The sequence below is a fragment of the Lysobacter sp. 22409 genome, from assembly GCF_052045105.1.
GTDB lineage: Bacteria > Pseudomonadota > Gammaproteobacteria > Xanthomonadales > Xanthomonadaceae > Lysobacter > Lysobacter antibioticus_B.
In genome coordinates this window covers 1-22956 of sequence record NZ_JBQEOE010000049.1, presented here as the reverse complement: position 1 = coordinate 22956, position 22956 = coordinate 1, and the positions used below count along the sequence as shown (strand labels likewise).

At 68.1% G+C, this 22956-nt stretch carries 21 protein-coding genes; 18 read left to right on the top strand and 3 right to left on the bottom strand.

The window, feature by feature from the left end; translation table 11 throughout:
* The first annotated feature begins 16 nt into the window (after window positions 1-16).
* The 7 genes from ACTJJK_RS20095 (at window position 17) to ACTJJK_RS20065 (ending at window position 6064) form a co-directional block, all read left to right on the top strand.
* Window positions 17-1702, top strand: coding sequence for a molecular chaperone HscC (locus ACTJJK_RS20095; protein WP_031373358.1), 1686 nt, complete (start codon window positions 17-19; stop codon window positions 1700-1702).
* Between the two features lie 2 nt (window positions 1703-1704).
* Window positions 1705-2472 (top strand): J domain-containing protein, encoded by a 768-nt coding sequence (locus tag ACTJJK_RS20090; RefSeq protein WP_440731078.1) that lies wholly within the window; start codon window positions 1705-1707, stop codon window positions 2470-2472.
* Window positions 2469-3989, top strand: a complete 1521-nt coding sequence (locus tag ACTJJK_RS20085) for a hypothetical protein (protein ID WP_440731077.1) — start codon at window positions 2469-2471, stop codon at window positions 3987-3989. Before ACTJJK_RS20090 ends, ACTJJK_RS20085 begins: the two co-directional genes overlap by 4 nt.
* A gap of 262 nt (window positions 3990-4251) precedes the next feature.
* Window positions 4252-4872 (top strand): bactofilin family protein, encoded by a 621-nt coding sequence (locus tag ACTJJK_RS20080; RefSeq protein WP_051885265.1) that lies wholly within the window; start codon window positions 4252-4254, stop codon window positions 4870-4872.
* Entirely contained in the window at window positions 4869-5243 is a 375-nt protein-coding gene (locus ACTJJK_RS20075; RefSeq protein WP_031373354.1) for a hypothetical protein, read from the top strand. The genes ACTJJK_RS20080 and ACTJJK_RS20075 overlap by 4 nt, the downstream gene beginning before the upstream one ends.
* Before the next feature lie 38 nt (window positions 5244-5281).
* Window positions 5282-5821, top strand: coding sequence for a hypothetical protein (locus tag ACTJJK_RS20070; RefSeq protein ID WP_031373353.1), 540 nt, complete (start codon window positions 5282-5284; stop codon window positions 5819-5821).
* Window positions 5822-5851: 30 nt separating this feature from the next.
* Window positions 5852-6064: a hypothetical protein gene (locus ACTJJK_RS20065; protein WP_440731076.1), complete on the top strand. Its 213-nt coding sequence runs from the start codon at window positions 5852-5854 to the stop codon at window positions 6062-6064.
* 86 nt (window positions 6065-6150) lie between these two features.
* Here the strand turns inward: ACTJJK_RS20065 and ACTJJK_RS20060 are convergent, their stop codons facing one another.
* The 3 genes from ACTJJK_RS20060 to ACTJJK_RS20050 are packed head-to-tail and all read right to left on the bottom strand — an operon-like array spanning window position 6151 to window position 8519.
* On the bottom strand, window positions 6151-6393 hold the full coding sequence (locus tag ACTJJK_RS20060) for a DUF6587 family protein (protein WP_031373351.1): 243 nt from the start codon (window positions 6391-6393) through the stop codon (window positions 6151-6153).
* 3 nt (window positions 6394-6396) lie between these two features.
* Entirely contained in the window at window positions 6397-8268 is a 1872-nt protein-coding gene (gene feoB, locus ACTJJK_RS20055; RefSeq protein WP_031373350.1) for a ferrous iron transporter B, read from the bottom strand.
* Window positions 8265-8519 (bottom strand): FeoA family protein, encoded by a 255-nt coding sequence (locus ACTJJK_RS20050; protein ID WP_031373349.1) that lies wholly within the window; start codon window positions 8517-8519, stop codon window positions 8265-8267. The genes feoB and ACTJJK_RS20050 overlap by 4 nt, the downstream gene beginning before the upstream one ends.
* A gap of 130 nt (window positions 8520-8649) precedes the next feature.
* Here ACTJJK_RS20050 and ACTJJK_RS20045 point away from each other — a divergent pair, with 130 nt between their 5' ends.
* From ACTJJK_RS20045 to ACTJJK_RS19995, 11 genes are all read left to right on the top strand, one after another.
* The gene (locus tag ACTJJK_RS20045; protein ID WP_223620681.1) at window positions 8650-9432 is read left to right on the top strand and encodes an enoyl-CoA hydratase-related protein; all 783 of its coding nucleotides are present in this window, start codon (window positions 8650-8652) and stop codon (window positions 9430-9432) included.
* A 25-nt stretch (window positions 9433-9457) separates the two neighbouring features.
* On the top strand, window positions 9458-9847 hold the full coding sequence (locus ACTJJK_RS20040; protein ID WP_440731075.1) for a VOC family protein: 390 nt from the start codon (window positions 9458-9460) through the stop codon (window positions 9845-9847).
* Between the two features lie 184 nt (window positions 9848-10031).
* The gene (locus ACTJJK_RS20035) at window positions 10032-12059 is read left to right on the top strand and encodes an acetyl/propionyl/methylcrotonyl-CoA carboxylase subunit alpha (protein WP_440731074.1); all 2028 of its coding nucleotides are present in this window, start codon (window positions 10032-10034) and stop codon (window positions 12057-12059) included.
* A gap of 489 nt (window positions 12060-12548) precedes the next feature.
* The gene (locus ACTJJK_RS20030; RefSeq protein ID WP_031373345.1) at window positions 12549-13181 is read left to right on the top strand and encodes a hypothetical protein; all 633 of its coding nucleotides are present in this window, start codon (window positions 12549-12551) and stop codon (window positions 13179-13181) included.
* Window positions 13178-14074, top strand: a complete 897-nt coding sequence (locus ACTJJK_RS20025) for a hydroxymethylglutaryl-CoA lyase (RefSeq protein WP_031373344.1) — start codon at window positions 13178-13180, stop codon at window positions 14072-14074. Before ACTJJK_RS20030 ends, ACTJJK_RS20025 begins: the two co-directional genes overlap by 4 nt.
* Before the next feature lie 47 nt (window positions 14075-14121).
* The gene (locus tag ACTJJK_RS20020) at window positions 14122-16656 is read left to right on the top strand and encodes a sensor domain-containing protein (RefSeq protein WP_051885264.1); all 2535 of its coding nucleotides are present in this window, start codon (window positions 14122-14124) and stop codon (window positions 16654-16656) included.
* A 224-nt stretch (window positions 16657-16880) separates the two neighbouring features.
* Window positions 16881-17363 (top strand): GNAT family N-acetyltransferase, encoded by a 483-nt coding sequence (locus ACTJJK_RS20015; RefSeq protein ID WP_408950240.1) that lies wholly within the window; start codon window positions 16881-16883, stop codon window positions 17361-17363.
* 111 nt (window positions 17364-17474) lie between these two features.
* Window positions 17475-18245: an SDR family NAD(P)-dependent oxidoreductase gene (locus tag ACTJJK_RS20010; RefSeq protein WP_440731073.1), complete on the top strand. Its 771-nt coding sequence runs from the start codon at window positions 17475-17477 to the stop codon at window positions 18243-18245.
* Window positions 18246-18364: 119 nt separating this feature from the next.
* A complete protein-coding gene (gene yeiP / locus ACTJJK_RS20005; protein WP_031373338.1) occupies window positions 18365-18931 on the top strand; it encodes an elongation factor P-like protein YeiP in 567 nt (188 codons plus the stop codon).
* A 2-nt stretch (window positions 18932-18933) separates the two neighbouring features.
* Window positions 18934-19398 (top strand): GNAT family N-acetyltransferase, encoded by a 465-nt coding sequence (locus tag ACTJJK_RS20000; protein WP_440731072.1) that lies wholly within the window; start codon window positions 18934-18936, stop codon window positions 19396-19398.
* Between the two features lie 912 nt (window positions 19399-20310).
* Entirely contained in the window at window positions 20311-22395 is a 2085-nt protein-coding gene (locus ACTJJK_RS19995; protein ID WP_031373336.1) for a phosphocholine-specific phospholipase C, read from the top strand.
* Window positions 22396-22956: the final 561 nt, after the last annotated feature.

Below are 22956 nucleotides of genomic sequence, written 5' to 3'. Positions count from 1 at the left end.
CAAAGGACTGCTAGGCATGATCGTCGGCATCGACCTCGGCACCACCCATTCGCTGATCGGCGTCTACGGGCCCGACGGCCCCCGCCTGATCGCGAACGCATTGGGCTCGCTGCTGACCCCCTCGGTGGTCAGCGTCGGCGACCACAACGAGGTCATCGTCGGCCGGGCCGCGCGCGAACGCCTGGTCTCGCACCCGCAGCGCAGCGTCGCCGCATTCAAGCGCTGGATGGGCACCGACCGCGTCACCGCGCTCGGCAAGCACCGCTTCCGCCCCGAGGAGTTGTCGGCGCTGATCCTGAAGTCGCTGATCGCCGATGCCGAGGCCGACCTCGGCCATCGCGTGGAAGAGGCGGTGATCAGCGTCCCGGCCTATTTTTCCGACAGCCAGCGCAAGGCCACGCGCATCGCCGGCGAACTGGCCGGGATCAAGGTCGAACGCCTGATCAACGAACCCACCGCGGCGGCCCTGGCCTACGGCCTGCAGCAGCGCGACGGCGGCGGTCGTTATCTGGTGTTCGACCTCGGCGGCGGCACCTTCGACGTCTCGATCCTGGAGCTGTTCGACGGGATCATGGAAGTGCATGCCAGCGCCGGCGACAACTTCCTCGGCGGCGAAGACTTCTCCCAGGCCCTGCTCGACGCCTTCCTCAGCGAACACGGCCTGGCCGCGAGCCAGTTGGCGCTGACCGAGCTGGCGATCCTCGAACGCCGCATCGAAGCGCTCAAGCACGAGCTGGCCCGCGGCAGCGAAGTCGCATTCGAACTGAGCCTGGCCGGCCAGCCGCGCGCCTGGCGCGTCGACGAGGCCGCCTTCGCGCGGATCTGCGAGCCCTTGGTGCAGCGCCTGCGCGCGCCGCTAGAACGGGCGATGCGCGACGCCAAGCTCAGCCCCGGCCAGCTCGACGAGATCGTCCTGGTCGGCGGCGCCTCGCGCATGCCGCTGAGCGCGCGCCTGGTCTCGCGCATGTTCGGCCGCTTGCCGCTGCGCCACGTCAACCCGGACGAAGCCATCGGCCTGGGTGCCTGTGTCGCCGCCGGCATGAAGGCGCGCGACGAATCGCTCGAGGAAATCATCCTCACCGACGTGTGCCCGCATACGCTCGGCGTCAGCACCAGCCGCGAAACCCACGGCCGCTACACGACCGGCATCTTCTCGCCGATCATCCACCGCAACAGCACCGTGCCGGTGAGCCGGGTCGAGCGCTATTTCCCGACCTACGACGAGCAACGCGCGGTCGAGATCGAGATCTACCAGGGCGAGAGCCCGCGGGTCGAACACAACGTCCGCCTCGGCATGGTCTCGATCGAGCTGCCGCCCAAGCGCCGCGACGAGAATCCGATCGACGTGCGCTTCACCTACGACATCAACGGCCTGTTGCAGGTCGAGGCGGTGGCCCTGTCGACCGGGCTCAAGCGCGAAGTGGTGCTGGAAAAGAACCCCGGCGTGCTCAGCCAGGACGAGATCCGCGAACGCCTGGCGGCGTTGGCGGCGATCAAGGTGCACCCGCGCGAGCAACAGGAGAACATCGCCCTGATCGCGCGCGCCGAACGCCTGTACGAAGAACTGCTGTGGGCGCGCGAACAATTGCAGGATGCGCTGGTGCAGTTCCGCGGTGCGCTCGACATGCAGGATCCCGAGCTCATCGCCCATCACCGGGCCGAGTTCGCGCGCTACCTCGACGCGGTCGAAGCCCAGTCCTGAGCATGACGCCGTTCGCCCGCCTGGGTTTGAGCCATGACGCGGACGAAAGCCAGGTCAAGCGCGCCTACGCGCGCGAACTGCGCAAGACCCGGCCGGACGAAGATCCGGTCGCGTTCCAACGTTTGCACGAGGCCTATGCGCAGTGCCTGGAGTGGGCACGCCGGCCGCGGGCCGAGGCGGCGACCGCGGTGTTCGAGGATCTCGACGAACTGCTCGGCGACGACGCCCTGCCCTCGCTGCGCGTGCGTGCCGACGATGCCGCGACGGCGATGCCCGTCTTCGATGGCACGACCGTTACCGGCAGGGCCTTCGACCGTACGCCCTTCGACAGCGCGACCTTCGACAGCGGTGCCTTCCTCGACCAGTTGCTGCGGATCGCGCGCGAGAACACTTCGCAGGAACTCCAGCGCTGGCTGCGCGAGCACCCGGACCTGTATTCGGTCGAACGCAAACAGGCGCTCGCTCCGCTCCTGATCGCGCGCCTGCAAGACGAACCCTCGCTGTACATCGCCCAGCTCGACATCGTGCTGGCGTTCTTCGATCTCGACACCGTGCATCCGCGTACCGCCTCGCTGCAGCCCGCGGTCGCCGACCTGCGCGCTTATTCGCAGGCGCGCGGCGCGGATTTTCGCGGGTTGCAGTTCGACCCCGCCCCTCGTCCCGGCAAGCGCGGCCGGCACCCGCTCGCTCTGTCGCCAAGCGTGTTGTTCTTCCTGTTGATGCTGCTCGCAGCGATCGCGCGCGTGATCAAGGCGGCGAATAGCGCATGAATCCGTTCGAGCGCCTCGGCCTCGCCGCCACCGCCGACGAGCGCGAGATCAAGCGCGCCTATGCGCGCGAGCTGCGCCGCACCCGTCCGGACGAGGACCCGGTCGGGTTCCAGGACTTGCACGATGCCTACCAGCACTGCCTGGCTTATGCCGAGCATCGGCGCTGCGTCGGCGAGGACGAAGACGACTCCGGGTTCGAGCCGGAACACGAACACGACGAGAGCGGCCAGGCCGATGCGTTGCAAGCCCACCCGGCCGACGCGGAAACCTACGCGCCAAGTTCATCCCTGGAAGAGCGCCCGCCGTCGTCGCCCGACGACGACGGCGCCCGCGAAAACGAAGCCTTCGACGGCCGCGCCTTCCTCGACGAGTTGCTGGAACGCGCGAGCAGCCAAAGTCCGGCCGCATTGGAGCGCTGGCTATCGGAACTCGAGCCGCTGTATTCGCTCGACCTCAAACACGCCCTGCGCGCGCCGGTGGCGCATGCGCTGGCCGTGACCGACCCGCCGCTGTCGTCCGAATCGGTGCGGACGATCGCCGTCTTCTTCGCCCTCGACAGCGTCGGCCCACAGGACGACTGGCTGCAGGAACGAGTGCATCAGGCGCGGCGCCGCGCCGAGGCCGCCGACGAGTTCGAGCAGACCGTCGCGCTGATGCAGTCGCCGCGCGTCCGGCCGGTGGATCGCATGTTGATGCGCGAACTGCTCGGCCCCTTCGTACCTTGGCGCCGGGTATTGATCGCGCTGGTCGCGATGTTGCCGACGCGCTTGATGAGCCTGTGGTCGAGCCTGCAACAGATCGACCCGCAACTGGCGGCGGCGCGGCTCGACCCGGACAGCATCGACTTCTGGGTTCGGGCGACCGACCGTCAACGCATCGATGTACGGCGCGCGCTGCTCGCGGCGGCGCGCATCGTGCTGTATCCGCTGTTGCTGCTCGGCTTCTTCGCCGCCTTCGGCCCGCGCAATTCCCTGCTCGGGGATCTGCCGAGAGTCTGGTTCATCGGCGGCGCGGCCTGGTTGCTGCTCGCCTGCCTGCGCATGTTGCTGCCGTTGTTGCCCAAGGACGGCGATCCCGGTGTGCTGTCCTATCGCGACCGTCCCTTGATGTCGGTCACTGCGCTCGGCATCGTCGCCATGTTCCTGGCGCCGCTCACGACCGACCTGACCGCTTTGTGCCTCGTCGGCATGGCCGCGATCTGGATGATCGCGCGCGGCGTCGGCCGCATCTATCGCACGGTCTGGGCCGTGTTCGCCGGGCTCGTCGTCGCGGTATGCCTGCCGGACTGTTTCTCGATCCTGTTCGGCACGCCGGCCGAACAACTGCGCAGGCCGCCGGACGCATGGCTGCCGTTGTACCTGCTCGCCGGCGTAGCGACGCCGATCCTGCAGGACCTGCACTACGCGAGCCTGCATCGCACCGACCTGCGGACGGCGCGCGAGCAAGCGAGCTGGCTGCGCCCCTTGCTGGCGGTCGCCGCGCTGCTGCTGATCGTGCGGGGCGTATTGTCGGCTTGAGCGCCACCGCTGGCCTGTTCATCGGCCTGAAAGATTTCTGAACTATTTTTGCCATCGGGGATACCGCCCCGTTTCGCTGAATGCGCGCGCTTCCGAGTCGTTTCGCATTTGCGCGAACGCTTGCGAAAACTGAATCCGAGTCGCGGTTTCCTGCAACTCCGATTGGTGAGATTCATCACAGTGGGTGCGTCGTATCAGCGTGTTAGGCTCCGAAGTTCACGCGTGTCATCACCTGATCCCCCGACCTGAGGAACACCGCGTCATGGCCATCTTCAATCAGCCTGCTCCGCCCAAGCGCGACAATCCGGTACCGCCGTTGCAGCCGGAAACCGCGCTCAAGAAAGAACCCGACGCGGCCACCGAATTCTCGTTTGGACAAGCTTCGCCCACGCCCGCTCCCTACGCGGCCGCACCGACGCCGGCGCCCGCTCCGGCCCCGCGCGCGGTCGAACGCGAAACGGTCAAGGAGTCGCTGATCGCCTCCGACCTGTCGATCGAAGGCAAGATCCAGGGCTCCGGCCACATCCGCATCGCCGGCCGCTTCAAGGGCGACGTCCAGGTCGACGGCGACCTGACCGTCGAACTCGGCGCCAAGCTCAACGGCGGCGTGCGCGCTCGCAAGGTCGTGATCGCCGGCGAGCTCGAAGGCAACATCGAATCGGCGCAGCGCGTCGAACTGCTCGACAGCGGCGCGATGATCGGCGACGTCAAGGCGGCGGTGATGACGGTCGCGGCCGGTTCGCGCATGCGCGGCCAGGTCGAGTTCGGCTGGGACGACAAGGACGCCGCCAAGCCCGCCCCGCGCAACGAGAGCGGGCGCAACGAAGGCGGCAAGAGCGACAAGAACGGCGCCGCCAAGACGGAGACCGGCGCCGACTCATGAGCGCCGTCCGCCAGGGCCTGCCCGGGGCGACGCGCATTTGTCCGCATTGCAAGGCGACGATCCTCGAAAGCGCGAGCGTCTGTCCGGCGTGCCGGCACCACTTGCGCTTCGATTCGGACGCATCGCAACAGACAGCGGCGAGATTCTCGCCGCTGCATGTCGAGGGCACGATTCGGCACCCGCCGAGCGACGGCGCGTGGGAGTACTCCATGGTGCTGTCGATCCGCAACGACCGCGGCGAAGAGATCACCCGCCAGGTCGTCGGCGTCGGCGCCCTGCTCCCCGGCGAGGAACGTACTTTCACCCTGGCGGTCGAAGCGTTCGAAGCGGTCGGCTATAAGGCCGCGAACAAAGGGCGCCTGCGACGCTGAGGCGTCTGCGCGTCGGTAACAGGAAAGGACCCCTTTCGATGTCGCAACCCGCTTCGCTGTACGCGAGATTCACGCTGAGCCACGAGCAGTACGAAGCTTTCATGAATTCCACGCCGGCGCGCCCGGTATCGTTCGACGATTGGCAGTCCTGGTTCGACCGTCACGCCGTCCGCGGGATCGGCAAGGCCGCGGCCGAAATGCTCGCCGACCTGGATGCGCCGACGGTGGCCGACCTGATCAAGGCCTGGCGCCAGGACGAATGGACCGGCACGCCGCCGGTCGAGTACGACGAGATCAACCGCACCCTGCACATCGCGATGCTGCGGGTATCGGAAAACCTCACCGAGCGGCTGCGCATCCTCAGCCCCTTGCGCGCCGCCGGCGCCTTCAACGAGCCGGCGGCCAACGACTTCATCGCGATCTTCGACTTCCTGCGCGACGACGGCAGCGTTGCCGCCTACGTGCAACTGCACGAGGGCAAGAGCCGCTTCGGCAGCGAACTCGCCCCGGCCCACCGCAAGGAAGCCGAGACCTATCTGCAGGAAGTGCAGGCTTACCTGCGCAGCCGCAGCAATTGATGGCCGCACGCCTCCAGCCCGAACGACATCATGCACGACCGCTCGCTGACGCCGGCGATCGATTTCACCCAGTCGATGAAGGACGTGGCACGGCCGGAGATCAACGTCTCCTACAAGTTCGGCGCCGACGGCAAGCACCCGCCGGTGGCGCTGGAAGCGACCCAGACGCAGGGGCAGCAGCAACAACAGCAGCAGGCCGCGTCCACGCAGGAACCGCCGCAGTTGCCGCGTTCGAAACTCTGAGCGGTCCCGGGTTCCAATCGGCCTAAACAACGAAGCCCCGCTCATGGCGGGGCTTCGTTGCGTTTGATCCGGCGGGTATTGCGGGCTCAGTCCGACGGCCCGCAGTTGTCGCAACCGGCGCAATTCGGCCCGGCCGCGCGCGGCGCCGGCGCGATCGCCTTGCCGATCCGGCGCAGCCACGGCGGCCGGCCGTCGCGCACCAGCGGCAAGGCGCAGGCCACACGCAGGCGGCGCACGCCGCCGGGGAACTGTTTGCGCGCAACGACCACGGCGCTGGCGAGCACCGCGATCGCGATCACCACGTACTGCGCGAACAGCCCGGCGTCCATGGCTCAGCCCGCTCCCAAGGCGACGGCGACCTGGTAGGTCAACAACGAGGCCAGGTAGGCCAGCGCGAACAGATAGCCGGCGCTGATCGCGACTTGCTTCCACGAATTGGTCTCGCGGCGGATCGTCGCCAGGGTCGACAGGCACTGCGGCGCGTAGATGAACCACACCAGCAAGGACAAGGCGGTCGCCAGCGACCAGGTGTCGGTGATGATCGGGCTCAGCGCCTGCGCCGCGGCTTCGTCGTCGGCCGCCGACAAGGCGTACACCGTCGCCAGCGAGGCCACCGCGACTTCGCGCGCGGCCATGCCCGGGATCAGAGCGATGCAGATCTGCCAGTTGAAACCGATCGGCGCGAACACCGCGGTCATGGCGTGGCCGATGCGGCCGGCGAAGCTGTAGTCGATGGCCGGCATGGTCGCGCCTTCGGGCGCGCCCGGGAACGACAGCAGGAACCACAGCAGGATGGTCAGCGACAAAATGATGCCGCCGACCCGGCGCAGGAAGATCCAGGCGCGCTCCCACAGGCCGATCAACAGATCGCGCGGATGCGGAATGCGGTACGAGGGCAGCTCCAGCAACAAGGCGTGTTCGCTCTTGTCGCGGCGCCACTTCTTCATCACCCACGACACCATCAGCGCGCTGAGGATGCCGGCCATGTACAGGCCGAACAGCACCAGCCCCTGCAGGTTCAACATGCCCCAGACCTCGCGCTGCGGAATGAACGCACCGATCAGCAAGGCGTACACCGGCAGGCGCGCCGAACAGGTCATCAAGGGCGCGACCAGGATCGTCGCCAGGCGGTCGCGCGGGTCCTGGATCGACCGCGTCGCCATGATGCCGGGGATGGCGCAGGCGAAGCTCGACAACAAGGGGATGAACGAGCGCCCGGACAGACCGGCGCTGGCCATCATGCGGTCGAGCAGGAACGCCGCGCGCGGCAGATAGCCCGACTCCTCCAGCGCCAGGATGAAGGCGAACAGGATCAGGATCTGCGGCAGGAACACGATCACCCCGCCGAGGCCGGCGATGATGCCCTCGACCAACAGGCTGCGCAGCGGCCCTTCCGGCAGGGCCGCCTTGACCCATTCGCCGACCCAGGCGGTGACCGCCTCGATGCCGTCCATCAACGGCGTCGCCCAGGCATACACCGCCTGGAAGATCAGGAACATCACCACCGCCAGGGTGAGCAGGCCCAGCACCGGATGCAGCAGCCAGCGGTCGAGCACGTCGTCGACCTTGGCGGTGCGGGTGGGCATGGTCACGGTCAAGGCGAGCAGACGGCGGGTTTCGGCATGCAGGTCGGCGCCTTCGCCGAGGCGCACGCGCGGCTCGTGCGGTTCGCGCGGCTCGACCGCGATGCGATCGAGCATGGCGACCAGCGCGTGGGCGCCGTCGCGCTTGACCGCGACCGTCGGCACCACCGGCACGCCGAGCTCGCGCTCGAGCGCGGCCAGGTCGATCTCGATGCCGCGGCGCTTGGCCGCGTCCATCATGTTGATCGCCACCACCATCGGCCGGCCGAGTTCGCGCAGCTCCAGGGCGAAACGCAGGTGCAGGCGCAGGTTGGTGGCATCGACCACGCACAGCAGCACGTCGGGCGCGCGCTCGCCGGGATAGAAGCCGCGCACCAGGTCGCGGGTGACCGCTTCGTCCAGGCTCGCCGCCTGCAGGCTGTAGGCGCCGGGCAGATCGAGCACGGCGTAGGTGCGGCCCGAAGGCGCACGCAGCCGGCCTTCCTTGCGCTCGACGGTGACGCCGGCGTAGTTGGCGACTTTCTGGCGGCTGCCGGTCAGCAGGTTGAACAGCGCGGTCTTGCCGCAGTTCGGGTTGCCGACCAGGGCCACGCGCAGGGGTTCGGCGACGGCGGCGGTCATGAGCGCGGCTCCGCGTCCAGCAACTTCACCTGCACGCGCGCGGCCTCGCTGCGGCGCAGGGCGAAGCGCGTATAGCCGACCTGGACCAGCAAGGGCTCGGCCGAGAGCGGACCGGCGGCCACTACTTCGACCCGCTCGCCGCTGACGAAACCGAGTTCGCGCAGGCGTCTTGCGATGGTGTCGTTGGCAATCTGGTCATCGACGGACTCGACCGTGGCCGCGGTGCGGCGCGGCAGTTCGGACAGCTTCAAAGGGTGGCTTCCACGAACGGTGGCGTCCCAAATGGGAATTGTTCTCATTCTATCACCGCCGACCGTACAGGAGCGGACGCGGCAAGCTGAACGGTATCATTCGCCAACTCCTACAAACTCCTCATCCCCCATGTCGCATCCGCTGCTGAGCCTGCGCGAGGGCCCCGTCGCCCGCCTGCGCCTGAATCGTCCGGAGTTGCACAACGCCTTCGACGCCATCCTGATCGCGGCGCTGACCGGTGCGTTGGAAGCCGTCGCCGGCGACGACGAGGTGCGCGTGGTGGTGATCGAGGGCGAAGGCGCTTCGTTCTCGGCCGGCGCCGACCTCAACTGGATGCGCGGCATGGCTGCGGCCAGCGAGGCGGCCAACCGCGAGGACGCCCTGGCCCTGGCGCGCTTGATGCGCACCCTCAACGAATTGCCCAAGCCGACCATCGCCCGGGTCCATGGCGCCGCCTTCGGTGGTGGCGTCGGCCTGGTCGCCTGCTGCGACATCGCCCTCGCCGCCCCGGCGGCCAAGTTCGGCCTGACCGAAAGCAAGCTGGGCCTGCTGCCGGCGGTGATCTCGCCGTACGTGATCGAGGCGATCGGCGCGCGCGAGTCGCGGCGCTGGTTCGCGACCGCGGAAATCTTCGACGCCGCCACCGCCCTGCGCATCGGCCTGCTCCACGAGGTGGTCGCCGAGGACGCCCTCGACGCCGCGGTCACGCAGCAGATCGCGCTGTTGCTCAAGGCCGGCCCGCACGCCGCCGCCCAGGCCAAGACCCTGGTCCGCCGCGTCGACGGCGAACGCGACGGCGCCCGCCTGGACGCCGACAATGCCGCGCTCATCGCGGCGCTGCGCGTATCGTCCGAGGGCCAGGAAGGTCTGTCGGCCTTCCTCGACAAGCGCAAAGCCCACTGGTGCCCGTAAAGGCCCGTGCGCCAAGGAGCGTCCCATGCTCGACCATCTCGGTTTGTCCGCCGCCGACCACCTGCGCAGCCGCGACTTCTATTTGCGCGCGCTGGCTCCGCTGGGCTACGGCCTGGTAACGACGATCGGCAAGGAAATCACCGGCGGCGACGAGGTCTTCGGTTTCGGCCCGCCGCAGCGTCCCGCATTCTGGATCAGCAAGGGCAGCAAGCCCTCCGGCGATACCCACGTGGCCTTCAGCGCCGGCAGCCGCGCCCAGGTCGACGCCTTCCACGCCGAGGCCCTGGCCGCCGGCGCCACCGACAACGGCGCACCGAGCGTGCGTCCGCACTACCACCCCGACTACTACGGCGCCTACGTGATCGACCCCGACGGCAACAACGTCGAGGCCGTGTGCCACGCACCGGCCGCCTGATGGCGACCGCGCAGCACCGCATCGCGGTATTGCGACGGCGTGCCGCGAGCGGCGCCGTGGCACAGATATCCCAACCGCCCCACCGCGCCGATGCTTAGGCGAAAATACGCAGACCGCGCGCGACCCGTTCGCAGCGCGGCCTCCTTCCACCCTGCGCTGCGGCGCCCGATCGGCGTGCTCCTTCATGTTTGAAAAAATCCTGATCGCCAACCGCGGCGAGATCGCCTGTCGCGTCATCCGCACTTGCCGCACCCTCGGCATCCGCACCGTCGCGGTGTATTCCGAGGCCGACGCAGACGCCCAACACGTGCGCCAGGCCGACGAGGCCTATCCGATCGGCGGCCCGCGCCCGGCCGACAGCTATCTGCGCGGCGACGCGATCATCGAGGTGGCGCTGCGCTGCGGCGCCCAGGCGATCCATCCCGGCTACGGCTTCCTCAGCGAGAACGCCGACTTCGCCGACGCGGTCGAGGCCGCGGGCATCGCCTTCATCGGCCCCAAGGCCGCCTCGATGCGCAAGATGGGCAGCAAGGCCGGCGCCAAGGAACTGATGCAGGCCGCCGGCGTGCCGGTGGTGCCGGGTTATACCGGCGAGAACCAGGACCCGGCGCTGCTGCACGGCGAAGCCGACCGCATCGGCTATCCGCTGATGATCAAGGCCGCGCACGGCGGCGGCGGCAAGGGCATGCGCATCGTGCGCGACAGCGAAGAATTCCTCGCCCTGCTGGAAAGCTGCCAGCGCGAGGCGCGCAACGCCTTCGGCCGCGACCGCGTGCTGCTCGAACGCTATGTCGAACGCCCGCGCCACATCGAGATCCAGATCTTCGGCGACCGCCACGGCCAGGTGATCCACCTCAACGAGCGCGAGTGCTCGGCCCAGCGCCGCTACCAGAAGGTGCTGGAAGAATCGCCGTCGCCGTTCCTCAGCGCCGAACTGCGCGCGACGATGGGCGCGGCGGCGGTGTTGGCCGGGCAAGCGATCGACTACGTCAACGCCGGCACCGTCGAGTTCATCGTCGGACAGGACGGCGGTTTCTATTTCATGGAAATCAACACCCGCCTGCAGGTCGAGCATCCGGTCACCGAGCTCGTCACCGGCCTGGACCTGGTCGAGTGGCAGTTGCGCGTCGCCGCCGGCGAAGCCCTGCCGCGCGCGCAGGACAGCATCGGCCAGCACGGCCACGCGATCGAAGTGCGTTTGTATGCCGAAGACCCCGAAGCCGGCTTCCTGCCGGGCTCGGGCAAGCTGGAACGCTTGCGCCTGCCGTCCGCCGACGCCCATGTGCGCCTGGATTCGGGCGTGATCGAAGGCGACACGGTGACGATCTTCTACGACCCGATGATCGCCAAGCTGATCGTGTTCGACCAGGACCGTCCGCGCGCGCTGGCGCGCCTGCGCGGCGCGCTCGCCCAATGCGAGATCGCCGGGCCGAAGTCGAACATCGAATTTCTCGAACGCCTCGTCCGCCATCCCGCGGTAGTCGAGGGCCGTATCGACACCGGTTATCTGGATCGTCATCTCGAGGAATTCATGCCCTCGGCGCAGGCCGCCGGCGACCGCGACCTGCTGATCGGCGCGACCGTGGTCCAGTTGCTGGCGCAGGAACGCCGCAGCCGCGATAACGCCGCCGCCTCCAACGACCCGGATTCGCCGTGGGCGATCGCCGATGGCTGGCGCCTCGGCCACGGCGGCCGCCGCAGCCTGGCCTTCGTCCAGCGCGACGAGCGCCTGGAGTTGCAGGCGCACGGCAGCGGCGGCGATTACCGCATCGAGATTCCCGCGCTCGCCGACGTTCAACACCAGGTCCAGGGTGCGCGCCTCGACGGCGCCGAACTGAGCCTGCGCATCGACGGCCGCGCCCGTCGCCTGACCGCGTTCGGCGACGGCCTGACCGAGAACGGCGGCCGCGTGGTCATGCACGACGGCCAGCGCCGCCTGCGCCTGGAATCGGTGCCCATGTACCGCCACGAACACAGCGCCGCGTCCGGTTCCGGCAACAACGTCACCGCGCCGATGCCCGGCCGCGTGGTCGTGGTCAAGCTCGCCGCCGGCGATGCGGTCGAGGCCGGCCAGGAAGTGATGGTGATCGAAGCGATGAAGATGGAGCTGAGCCTGAAGGCGCCGCGCGCCGGCATCCTCGCCGAAGTGCGCGCAGTGGCCGGCGATTTCGTCGAAGCCGACGCCGTGCTGGCGACGCTGGAAACGGCCTGAGGCTACGCGGCGGGGACTTTGCGCTGCGGCTGGAGTTGCAAGAGCAAATCCCCCCTCCCCCCTTTTTCAAAGGGGGGAGCAGCACGGCATAACGGGACTGCGCGACAGCCGAAGAATGGCGGATCGACGGGAAATTGCCCCCTTTGCAAAGGGGGCGGCGCGCAACGCAAGTCCGATGCCGCTGTGAACCCCATCGCGCGGGGGATTTGCTTTGCGCTCCGGGACACTTCGGTCGGGACGTGCGGAGCAAATCCCCCTACCCCTTTTCCAAAGGGGGAATACCACGGGATAGCGGGAGTAGCAGGCGCGTAGTGGGGGACGGCACGGGCATCGAGGCGCAGCCCGCGGCCGCAACCGGAAAACCGCGGTTGCAATAGCGCAACCCGGGCTCCCGCTTGAGCTTTGCCGCTTTCCGGGCTCATGATGCCTTTCGCAGCGGAGCTCTCACGCCCGATCATTCGGTCCTACCGCCATACCCAACGGCCCTCGATGAAAGCGCCCCCGCCCGATCACGCCCCGCCCTCGTCCGCGGCCATGCCGCGCCGGCGCGGCGCGCTGCTCGGCGCCCTGGCGGTATCGCTGGGCCTGCTGGGCGGCTGCGTCGCCTTCGAGCGCTCGCCGGTGACCGAACGCAGCTGCGACCCGGAACTGCCCGGCGAGTGGAACCTGCGCGCCGACGGCATCGCCAAACGCATCCGTATCGACGCGCGCTGCCACACCGAGGACTGGCCCGGCCTGCGCGAGCAACCGGTCGCACTCGACCTGACCGGTTTCAAAGTCGGACGCGACCGCTACATCGTCCTGACTCCCGCCGATGCCGAGCGTGCGATCGGGGCCGAGCAGAAGCAACTCAGCAAGACCGCGCCGGCCGGCGCCGTATTCCTGGTCCTGTACCGCATCGAAGGCGACCAAGCCAATGCCTGGTTGCCCGACTCGCAACGCGCGCTTACGGCGATCGCCGCCGGCAGCCTGCGCGGGCGCAAACTCGAAGACCGCTTCGCCCTGGTCGAGGGCACGTCGCAACAACTGCGCGACACCCTCGAAGAGCACGCCGGTCTGCTCTACGACACCGACAAGAAAGCCATGGTGCTGCAACGCGCCACCGCCAAGGACACACGATGACCCAGCCCGCTTCCGTACGTATCGTCGAAGTCGGTCCGCGCGACGGACTGCAGAACGAGAAGACGCAGATCGCCACCGCCGACAAGATCGCCCTGATCGATCGCCTGTCGGCGACCGGCCTGCGCAGCATCGAAGCGACCAGTTTCGTCAGCCCGAAATGGGTGCCGCAGCTCGCCGACGCCGCCGAGGTCTTCGCCGGCATCCATCGCAAGCCCGGCGTGCATTACCCGGTGCTGGTGCCGAACGAACAAGGCTACGAACGCGCACGCGCGGTCGGCGTGGAAGAGATCGCGGTGTTCACCGCGGCCTCGGAAGCGTTCAACCGCACCAACATCAACGCCAGCATCGACGAGTCGCTGGCCCGCTTCGAACCGGTGATGGCGCGCGCCAAGGCCGACGGCGTCGCGGTGCGCGGCTATGTCTCGACCGTGCTCGGCTGCCCCTACCAGGGCGCGGTGCCGGTCGCCGATGTGGTGCGCGTGGCGCGCGCGCTGCATGCGATGGGCTGCTACGAGGTTTCCCTCGGCGACACCATCGGCGTGGGCACGCCGGGCAAGGCGCGAGCGATGTTCAAGGCGGTAGCCTCGGAAGTGCCGACCGCGGCCTTAGCCGTGCATTTCCACGACACCTACGGCCAGGCCCTATCGAACATCCTGGCCTGCCTGGAAGAAGGCGTGGCCGTGGTCGACTCGGCGGTCTCCGGCACCGGCGGCTGCCCCTACGCCAAGGGCGCCAGCGGCAACGTCGCCAGCGAAGACGTGGTCTACATGCTGCACGGGCTCGGCATCGAGACCGGCGTCGATCTCGACGCGCTGGCCGAGACCGGACGCTGGCTGGCCGGCCTGCTCGGCCGCGAAACCGGCAGCAAGGTCGGCAAGGCCCTCGCCGCGTGAAGCCCGGCGCGCCCGCGGACACTCCGCTGCCATCGGCGCAAGCCTCGGTGGCGGATACGCTGGCGGCGCTCGAACGCGCACTGGACGACCCCGCCCTCGATCCGGGCTTGCGCCGCGTGCTCAACGATGCCGCCGAGGCCTTGCGCCGTGGCGGCAACGGCAGCGGACACGAAGCCGCCGGAGCCGATCACGCCTGCCTGTACCGTGCCGCCTTCGATGCGATTCCCGACCTGGTCACCGTGCTCGACGAAGAAGGCACCGTGGTCGAGATCAACCGCCACGGCACCCAGGAGCACCGGCGCATCCGCGACGAGATCCTCGGCCAGCCGATCCACATCCTCAATCCGGAACTGCCGCGCGATCATTTGATCCCGGTGTGGGAAACGCTGAACCGCGGCCAGAGCTACATCATCGAAGTCACCAACAAGCGCGGCGACGGCACGCGCTTTCCGGTCGAAGTGCATTCGGCCGGCTTCCTCCATCAGGGCCAGCGCCGCATCATCGCCATCGCCCGCGACCTCAGCAATCGCCAGGAAGCCGAGCTGCGTTTCCGCGAGTTGGTCGAACTGATCGATCGCGGCGTGATCGTGCAGGACGACAACCTGCGCATCGTCTATGCCAACAGCGCGGCGATGCGCCTGCTGTCGTTGCACAGCGGCGAAAGCATCGCCGACGAACTGCGTTCCGGGCAGTGGATGGTGATCGACGAGCGCGGCCACGAACTCAGCCGGGACCAGTATCCGTCCACGGTCGCCCTGTCGACCGGCCGCATCGTCGAAAGCACCGTGCTCGGCCTGTACCACCGCGACCGCCGCGAGCTGATCTGGCTGTCGGTGACCGCGGTGCCGCGCTTCCCGGCCGGCGGCGACCGCCCGCACCAGGTATTCGCGCTGTTCTCCAACGTCACCGCGCTCAAGCGCGACAGCGCCCTGTTCGACCGCGCCCAGGCGCTGGCGCACATCGGCGGCTGGGAATGGGACTCGGGCCGCGACCGTCTGTACCTGACCGACGAAGCCACCCATATCCTCGGTTACGACACGCCGCTGATTTCGATCGAGGAACTGCTCAACTGCTTGCGCCCGCTCGATCGCCACCGCCTGCGCAACGGGCTCGAACGCAGCCTCGGCAACGGCCGCGGCCTGGACCTGGAAGTGCAAGGCCTGCGCCCGGACGGCAGCAGCTTCTGGGTGCGCGTCATCGGCGACGCCGGCACCGGCGAGCCGATCGGCCAGGTCATCACCGGCACCCTGCAGGACATCACCGAGCGCAAGCTCGAAGAGGAACACCTGCGGGTACAGGCGCGCAGCGATCCGCTGACCGGCCTGCTCAACCGCGACGCCGTGCAGGCCGAACTCGAACAACGCCTCGATACTTTCCCGCAATCGCCCATCGCCGTGCTCTACATCGATCTCGACCGCTTCAAGGTCGTCAACGACGTGCTCGGCCATGCCGCCGGCGACCGCCTGCTGGCATCGGCGGCGCGGCGCATCCGCCAGGCCGTAGGCGAACGCGCGCAGATCGCCCGCTTCGGCGGCGACGAATTCCTGGTGGTCTGCTCGCTCGACGGCGAGCCGCAGCGCGCCGAACGCATCGCCGATTCCATTCTGGAAACCTTCGGCGATAGCTTCCGCGTCGACGGCGAGGAGTTCAGCATCACCGCGAGCATCGGCATCGCCCAGTCGCCGCTCGACGGCCGCACCGCCCAGCAGCTGATCCAGAGCGCCGATGTCGCCATGTACGACAGCAAGCGCCGCGGCCGCAACAGCTGGCAGGCGTTCACGCCCGAACTGGCCGAGCAGCAACTGCATCGCCTGCAACTGGAAACCCATCTGCGGCGCGCGGTGCACAACGACGAACTGCATCTGGTCTATCAACCGCAGGTCGATCTCAGCGACGGCAGCGTGATCGCGGTCGAAGCCCTGATCCGCTGGCGCAACCGCTCGCTCGGCGAGATGCGCCCGGACCGTTTCATCGGCCACGCCGAAACCACCGGCGACATCGTCGGCATCGGCGGTTGGGTGCTGCACGAGGCCTGCCGGCAGTTGCGCGAGTGGCGCGACCAGGGCCTGCGCATCGAGCGGGTCGCGGTCAACGTGTCCTATCGCCAGTTCCTCGGCGACGACCTCGCCAACAGCGTCACCGAGGCCTTGTCCGAGTACGGCCTGTCCGGCAGCGCGCTGGAACTGGAATTCACCGAGCGCGTACTGATCGAGGACGCCCCCGACACCGTGCGCACCTTCGCCCGCCTGCGCGAACTCGGCGTAAGCCTGTCGATCGACGATTTCGGCGAAGGCTACAGCGCCCTCAACTACCTGCGCCGGCTGCCGATCCACGGCCTCAAACTGAGCCAGTTGTTCGTCCAGGGCGTGCCCGACAACCAGTCCGACGTCGCCGTCTGCCAGGCCGTCACCGGCATCGCCCGCAGCCTCGGCCTCGGCCTGGTCGCCGAAGGCATCGAAACCGAACGCCAGCGCGCCTTCCTGCGCGAACTCGGGGTCGCCATCGGCCAAGGCTTCCTGTTCGCGCCGGGGCTGGCCCCGAACGACCTGCGCGATTACTGCCTCGGCCGGATGCGGGGTTGAGGCGCGGTTGCAGCGATGCTCAAGGCCTCGCCCTGGCGAGCCGCTTCGCAGTTGGCCACGCGCATAAACGCAATCCCCGCGTCGATGCGGACACGAGCTACGCACGATGCGCGGGCGATAGCCGTCCCGCAGCGCACGGCTTCGCTGTCTTGGCGCCGACATCTTCGCAAGCGCCCCGACCTGAGCGAGGATGTAGCCCGATCCCTTCGAAGAGTTTCGCCCGCATGACCTTGCCGCCCGGTGTCGTAGTGCGTCCGATCCTGCCCCGCGACGATGCCGCGCTGGCGGCCATCGCCCGGCAGGTGCAGGCGGAATTCGGCGCCGGCTCGGTCAGCGACCCGGAAGTGGATGCCATGCAGCGCTTCTACAGCCGGCCGCGCAGCGCGTATTTCGTGGTCGAACGCGATGGCAAGCTCGGCGGTGGCGCCGGCATCGCGCCCTTGCTCGGCGGCGACGACGGCACCTGCGAGCTGCGCAAGTTCTACCTGCTGCCGTCGGTGCGCGGGCTGGGCCTGGGCCAGGCGCTGCTGGACAAGTGCCTGCTGACGGCGCGCGGGTTCGGCTTCGGCCAGTGCTATGCCGAGATGCTGGACCGGATGAGCGAGGCCCAGCGCTTGCTGCAGGGCAACAGTTTCCAACTGCTGGAGGCGCCGATGGGCTACGGGGAACTGCCCGGCAGCCACACCTGGTATCTGCGCTCGGTTTAGGTTTGCAAGGCGTGGCGGGCCCGGCCGGGCCACAGGGACCGCAGCGCCCTGCCCCGACGCCGGCCCGGCGGGTCCTTTAGAATGGCGCCCTTTCCGCCTTCAGGACCGCTCATGCAACTCGACAACGTCCGCGCCGTGATCACCGGCGGCGTTTCCGGCCTCGGCCTGGCCGTGGCCCAGCACCTGGTCGCCCGCGGCGGCAAGGTCGCCCTGTTCGACGTCAACGACGACAAGGGCGCGCTGGCCGTCGCCGAACTGGGCGCCGACAAGGCCCGCTATTTCCGCACCGACGTCACCGACGAAGCCGGCGTGGCCGCCAACATCGGCGCCGCCAAGGAGTTCCTCGGCGGTTTGAACGCGACGATCAACTGCGCCGGCATCCTCGGCGCCGGCCGCGTGCTCGGCAAGGACGCGCCGATGGCGCTGTCGCAGTTCCAGACCACGGTCATGGTCAACCTGGTCGGCAGCTTCAACGTCGCCAAGGCCGCGGCCAACCTGATGCAGCACAACGAAGCCGGCGAAGACGGCGAGCGCGGCGTGATCGTCAACACCGCCTCGGTGGCCGCCTACGAGGGCCAGATCGGCCAGGCCGCGTACTCGGCCTCGAAGGCCGGCGTGGTCGGCATGACCCTGCCGATGGCGCGCGAATTTTCGCGCTTCGGCATCCGCGTGATGACGGTCGCCCCGGGCATCTTCTGGACCCCGATGGTCGACGGCATGCCGGACTCGGTGCAGCAGTCGCTGAGCGCTTCGATCCCCTTCCCCTCGCGCCTCGGCCGTCCGGAGGAGTTCGCCGACCTGGTCGCCTACATCCTCGGCAACCGTTACCTCAACGGCGAGACCATCCGCCTCGACGGCGCGACGCGGTTGGCGCCGAAGTAAGACGGGAATCGGGAATGGAGAATCGGGAATCGTAAAACCGGTTCCCGCTCGACTTCCCGCTTGCTGTCTTCCGCTCTCACGATTCTCTATTCCCCATTCCCCATTCCCGGCCCCAAACCATGAAAGCCTACGACGTAAAAAAAGGTAACGTAATCGAGCACAACAACACCGTGTACCAGGTGCGCGACATCGAACGCAGCTCGCCGCAAGGCCGCGGCGGCAACGTCAAGTTCCGCTTCACCATGTACTCGGTTCCGGGCGGCACCAAGTTCGACCTGAGCGTCGGCGGCGACGACGAGCTCAAGGAAGTCGAACTGACCCGCCGCCAGGTCACCTATTCGTACAAGGACGGCGACGCGTTCGTGTTCCTCGACGACGAGGACTACACGCCGTATACGCTCGATGCCGATGTGGTCGGCGACGACGCCGGCTACATCGTCGACGATCTCAGCGGCTGCTACGTGCAGATCATCGACGACCAGCCGGTGGCGCTGCAGCTGCCGGCCAGCGTGGCCCTGGAAGTGGTCGAGACCCCGCCGGAACTCAAGGGCGGCACCGCGACCAAGCGTCCGAAGCCGGCCAAGTTGCAGACCGGTATCGAGATCATGGTTCCGGAATACATCGGCAACGGCGAGCGCGTGCTGGTCAACACGGCCACAGGCGAATTCGCCGGCCGCGCCGACTGATCGTGGCGCAAGGTTCCGACTATCGTTTCGCAGCGGCGACCGACGCGGACTTTCCGCGTCTGTTGCCGGTGCTGCGCGAGTTCTACGAAGTCGAGCACCTGCCCTGGGACGAGGCCGCCCTGCGTCGCGCACTCGCGACGTTGGTGGCCGACGCCACTGCCGGCCGCCTGCGTTTGATCGAACGCGACGGCGAGATCGCCGGCTATTTCGTCCTCGGTTTCTGTTTCAGCCTGGAATTCGGCGGCCGCTACGGCCTGCTCGACGAGCTGTTCGTGCTGCCCGCGCACCGCGGCGGCGGCCTGGCCAAGCGCGCCTTGGCCGAGATCGAAGCGCTATGCCGGGCCGAGGGCCTGGATGCGTTGCGGCTCGAGGTCAACGACGACAACGCCCATGCGCGCGGCATTTACGAACGCGCGGGCTATGCGGCGCATCCGCGCCGGCTGATGACCAAGTGGTTGCGAGATTGAGCAGCGTCCGTCCCGCTCCGGGTAGGAGCGGCGCGAGCCGCGACCGCGAAACCACGGCTACGACGAAACCCTCTGCGCAACGTGGGTCGCGACTTGCGTCGCTCCTACCCCTGGTGCATCGGCTCTTGTAAGAGCGGCGTGAGCCGCGACCGTGGGATCGCGGCTACTACGAAACTCTCTGCGTAACGTGGGTCGCGACTCACGTCGCTCCTACAGAAAGTCGCCGGCTCCGGGTAGGAGCGGCGTGAGCCGCGACCGCGGGATCGCGGCTACTACGAAATTCTCCGCGCAACGTGGGTCGCGACTCACGTCGCTCCTACAGAAAGTCGCCGGCGCCGGGTATGAGCGGCGCGAGCCGCGACCGCGAAACCACGGCTGCGACGAAACCCTCCGCGCAACATGGGTTGCGACTTGCATCGCTCCTACCCCTGGCGCATCGGCTCTTGTAGGAGCGGCGTGAGCCGCGACCTCGAAATCACGGCTACGACGAAAACCCTCCGCGCAACATGGGTCGCGACTCACGTCGCTCCTACAGAAGACCGCCAGCGCCGCGTAGGAGCGGTGTGACCCGCGAAAACGAAAGCAAGGCGACGACTAATCTTTCGATCGCATGATCGCGACTTGCATCGCTGCTGTCCCTGGCGCGTCGGCTGCTTGCATCACCCCGAGAAAACGCCTCAGAACGCTGCAATTTTGCGCATATACCTCCCGGCATGAGCGCAACGAAAGCATCGCCGAATCCGCACGCCGCGATGACGCTCACATAACTTCCCCTGTCGATCGCCCGCGCGCGCTTGCGAAAACGTGACCCGCCCCGCTGGCGCGACGCTGCCACAAACCTGCAATCTGTAACGCTCAGGCTTATCTTTTCCTGCGGCGATACGCCGCCACGCCCAGCACCGGAGCCAGGCCTTGACCGCATCCACCCGTCGCGACTTCCTCAAACTCGCCGGCGCGTCCGCCGCGCTGGGCCTGCTGCCTCCTTCAATCCGCGCTGCGCTCGCCACGCCGGCCGCACGCGTCAGCGGCACGATCCAGGACGTGCAGCACGTGGTGATCCTGATGCAGGAAAACCGCTCCTTCGATCATTACCTCGGCGCGTTGCGCGGCGTGCGCGGCTTCGACGACCCGCGCCCGATTCCGCTGCCGGGCGGCAAGACGGTCTGGCAGCAGCCGAAGTCGACGACCAACTCGCAGGCCGTGCTGCCGTTCCATCTCGACACCCGCAGCACCGCCGCGCATTGCATGGCCGATATCGACCACAGCTGGAAGGGCTCGCACACGCGCTGGAAGGACTACAACGCCTGGGTCGCGACCAAGGGCCCGATGTGCATGGGCCATTTCACCCGCGAGGACCTGCCGTTCTACTACGCGCTGGCCGACGCGTTCACGGTGTGCGACGCCTATTACTGCTCGCACCACGGCCCGACCAATCCGAACCGCATGCACCTGTTCGCCGGCACCAGCGGCATGACCGTCGGCGATTTCGGCCCCCAGGCGGTCAACAACGCCGACGACGGCAACTGGACCGCCGACATGGCGTTGGACAAGCCGACCTTCGTCGGCCATCGCTGGACGACTTATGCCGAGCGTCTGCAAAACGCCGGCATCGCCTGGCGGGTGTACCAGGAGCACGACAACTACGGCGACAACTCGCTCCCCTACTTCGCGAACTTCCGCAAGCTCGACCGTCAGTCCGAACTCTACAAACGCGGCCGCGCCTGGGCGCCGGGTTCCACCGCCGAGAACGCCAAGGCCTCGCGCGGCGAATACCTGATCGCCGATTTCGCCAAGGACGTGCGCGAAGGCACCTTGCCCGCGGTGTCGTGGATCGTGCCGCCGTACATCATGAGCGAGCACCCGGAAGCCACGCCGGCCTACGGCGAGTCGCTGACCGCGCGCCTGCTCGAAGCCCTGGTCGCCAATCCCGAGGTCTGGTCCAAGACCGTCTTCATCATCAACTACGACGAGAACGGCGGTTTCTTCGATCACGTGCCGCCGCCGCTGCCGGCGATCACCTCCAGCCTCGGCAAGAGCACGGTCGATACCGCGACCGAGAACTACAACGGCGTGCCGGTCGGGCTCGGCGTGCGCGTGCCGATGTTCGTGATCTCGCCGTGGAGCAAGGGCGGCTGGGTCAATTCGCAGGTGTTCGACCACACCTCGGTGCTGCGCTTCCTGGAAGCGCGCTTCGGCATCGCCGAGCCGAACATCAGCGCCTGGCGCCGCACCGTTGCCGGCGACCTCAGCACGGCCTTCGATTTCGCCAATCCGAATGCGCAGTGGCCGGCCCTGCCCGACACCGACGGCGCCATGTCCGGCGCCGACGCCAGCTGCAAACTGGCGGCCCCCAAGCCGCCCGCGCAAGCGCGGATGCCGCGCCAGGAACGCGGCCAGCGGCCGGCGCGCGCGCTGCCGTACGAGCTGCGCGTCGACGGCCGCATCGAAGCGAGCAGCGGGCGTTATTGGCTGGATTTCGGCAACGACGGCATCGCCGGCGCCTGTTTCAACGTGTATGCCGGCAACCGCAGCGACGGTCCCTGGTACTACACGCTCGACCCGGGCACGCAGTTGTCGGATTACTGGAGCGCCAAGCAGTACACCAAGGGCATCTACGATCTTTCGGCCTATGGCCCGAACGGTTTCCTGCGCGTGTTCCGCGGCGACCTGCTCAAGGCGACCGCGGCCCAGGGTGCGGCCCCGGAAGTCTCGGTCCGCCACGACGCGATCGGCGAGATGCTGGTGCTCGAATTCGTCAACCGCGGCCGCGCCGCCTGCCGCCTGAGCCTGCGTGCGAACCGCTACAGCGACGCACCGGCGCGCCATTACGACCTGGCGCCGGGCGCGACCCTGCGCGACCACTGGCCGCTTGCCACGAGCAAGCGCTGGTACGACTTCAGCATCACCTCCGATTCGGATGCGGGTTGGCTGCGGCGCATCGCCGGCCATGCCGAAAACGGCACGGCCAGCGTCAGCGATCCGGCGATCGGGGTCTGAGCCTACGCCACCTGCCTCGACGCCGCTTTCGGTAGAGGGCGGCGTCAAGGATGATCAAGACCTCGCAGTCGCGGCGCCCACCGAACATCACGGTCGCGGCTCGCGCCGCTCCTACCCAATGGAGCGGCGCCGCTTTGGAGTAGGAGCGACGCAAGTCGCGACCGCCCGAAGGCCGGATCTGCATAGGCAACGCACGTCCACGAAGCCGGCGCACTCCGGCTGTGCCTGTCGCATTGGATGGAGGTCGCGGCTCACGCCGCTCCTACAGGGGGCGACGCTGCATCGAGTGTAGGAGCGAGGTAAGTCGCGCCCCCCGCAGCCAAGATCCGCAAACGCAACGGACGTTGCCGTTGCCGTTGCCGTTGCCGTTGCCGTTGCCGTTGCCGTTGCCGAGATTTTGATCTGCTTTGCCGCTTTACCGGTCAAGTGGAGACCCGGAGGGCGGCGCACAGGACGTGCGCCGTTTTTCGATAAGACAGGGACGTCTTATCGAAAAATCCCGGCGACAGCATCGCACTCGTGGCCTGTGCCCTTGCAAGGAGAGCCCTTTTCTTTGGTTAC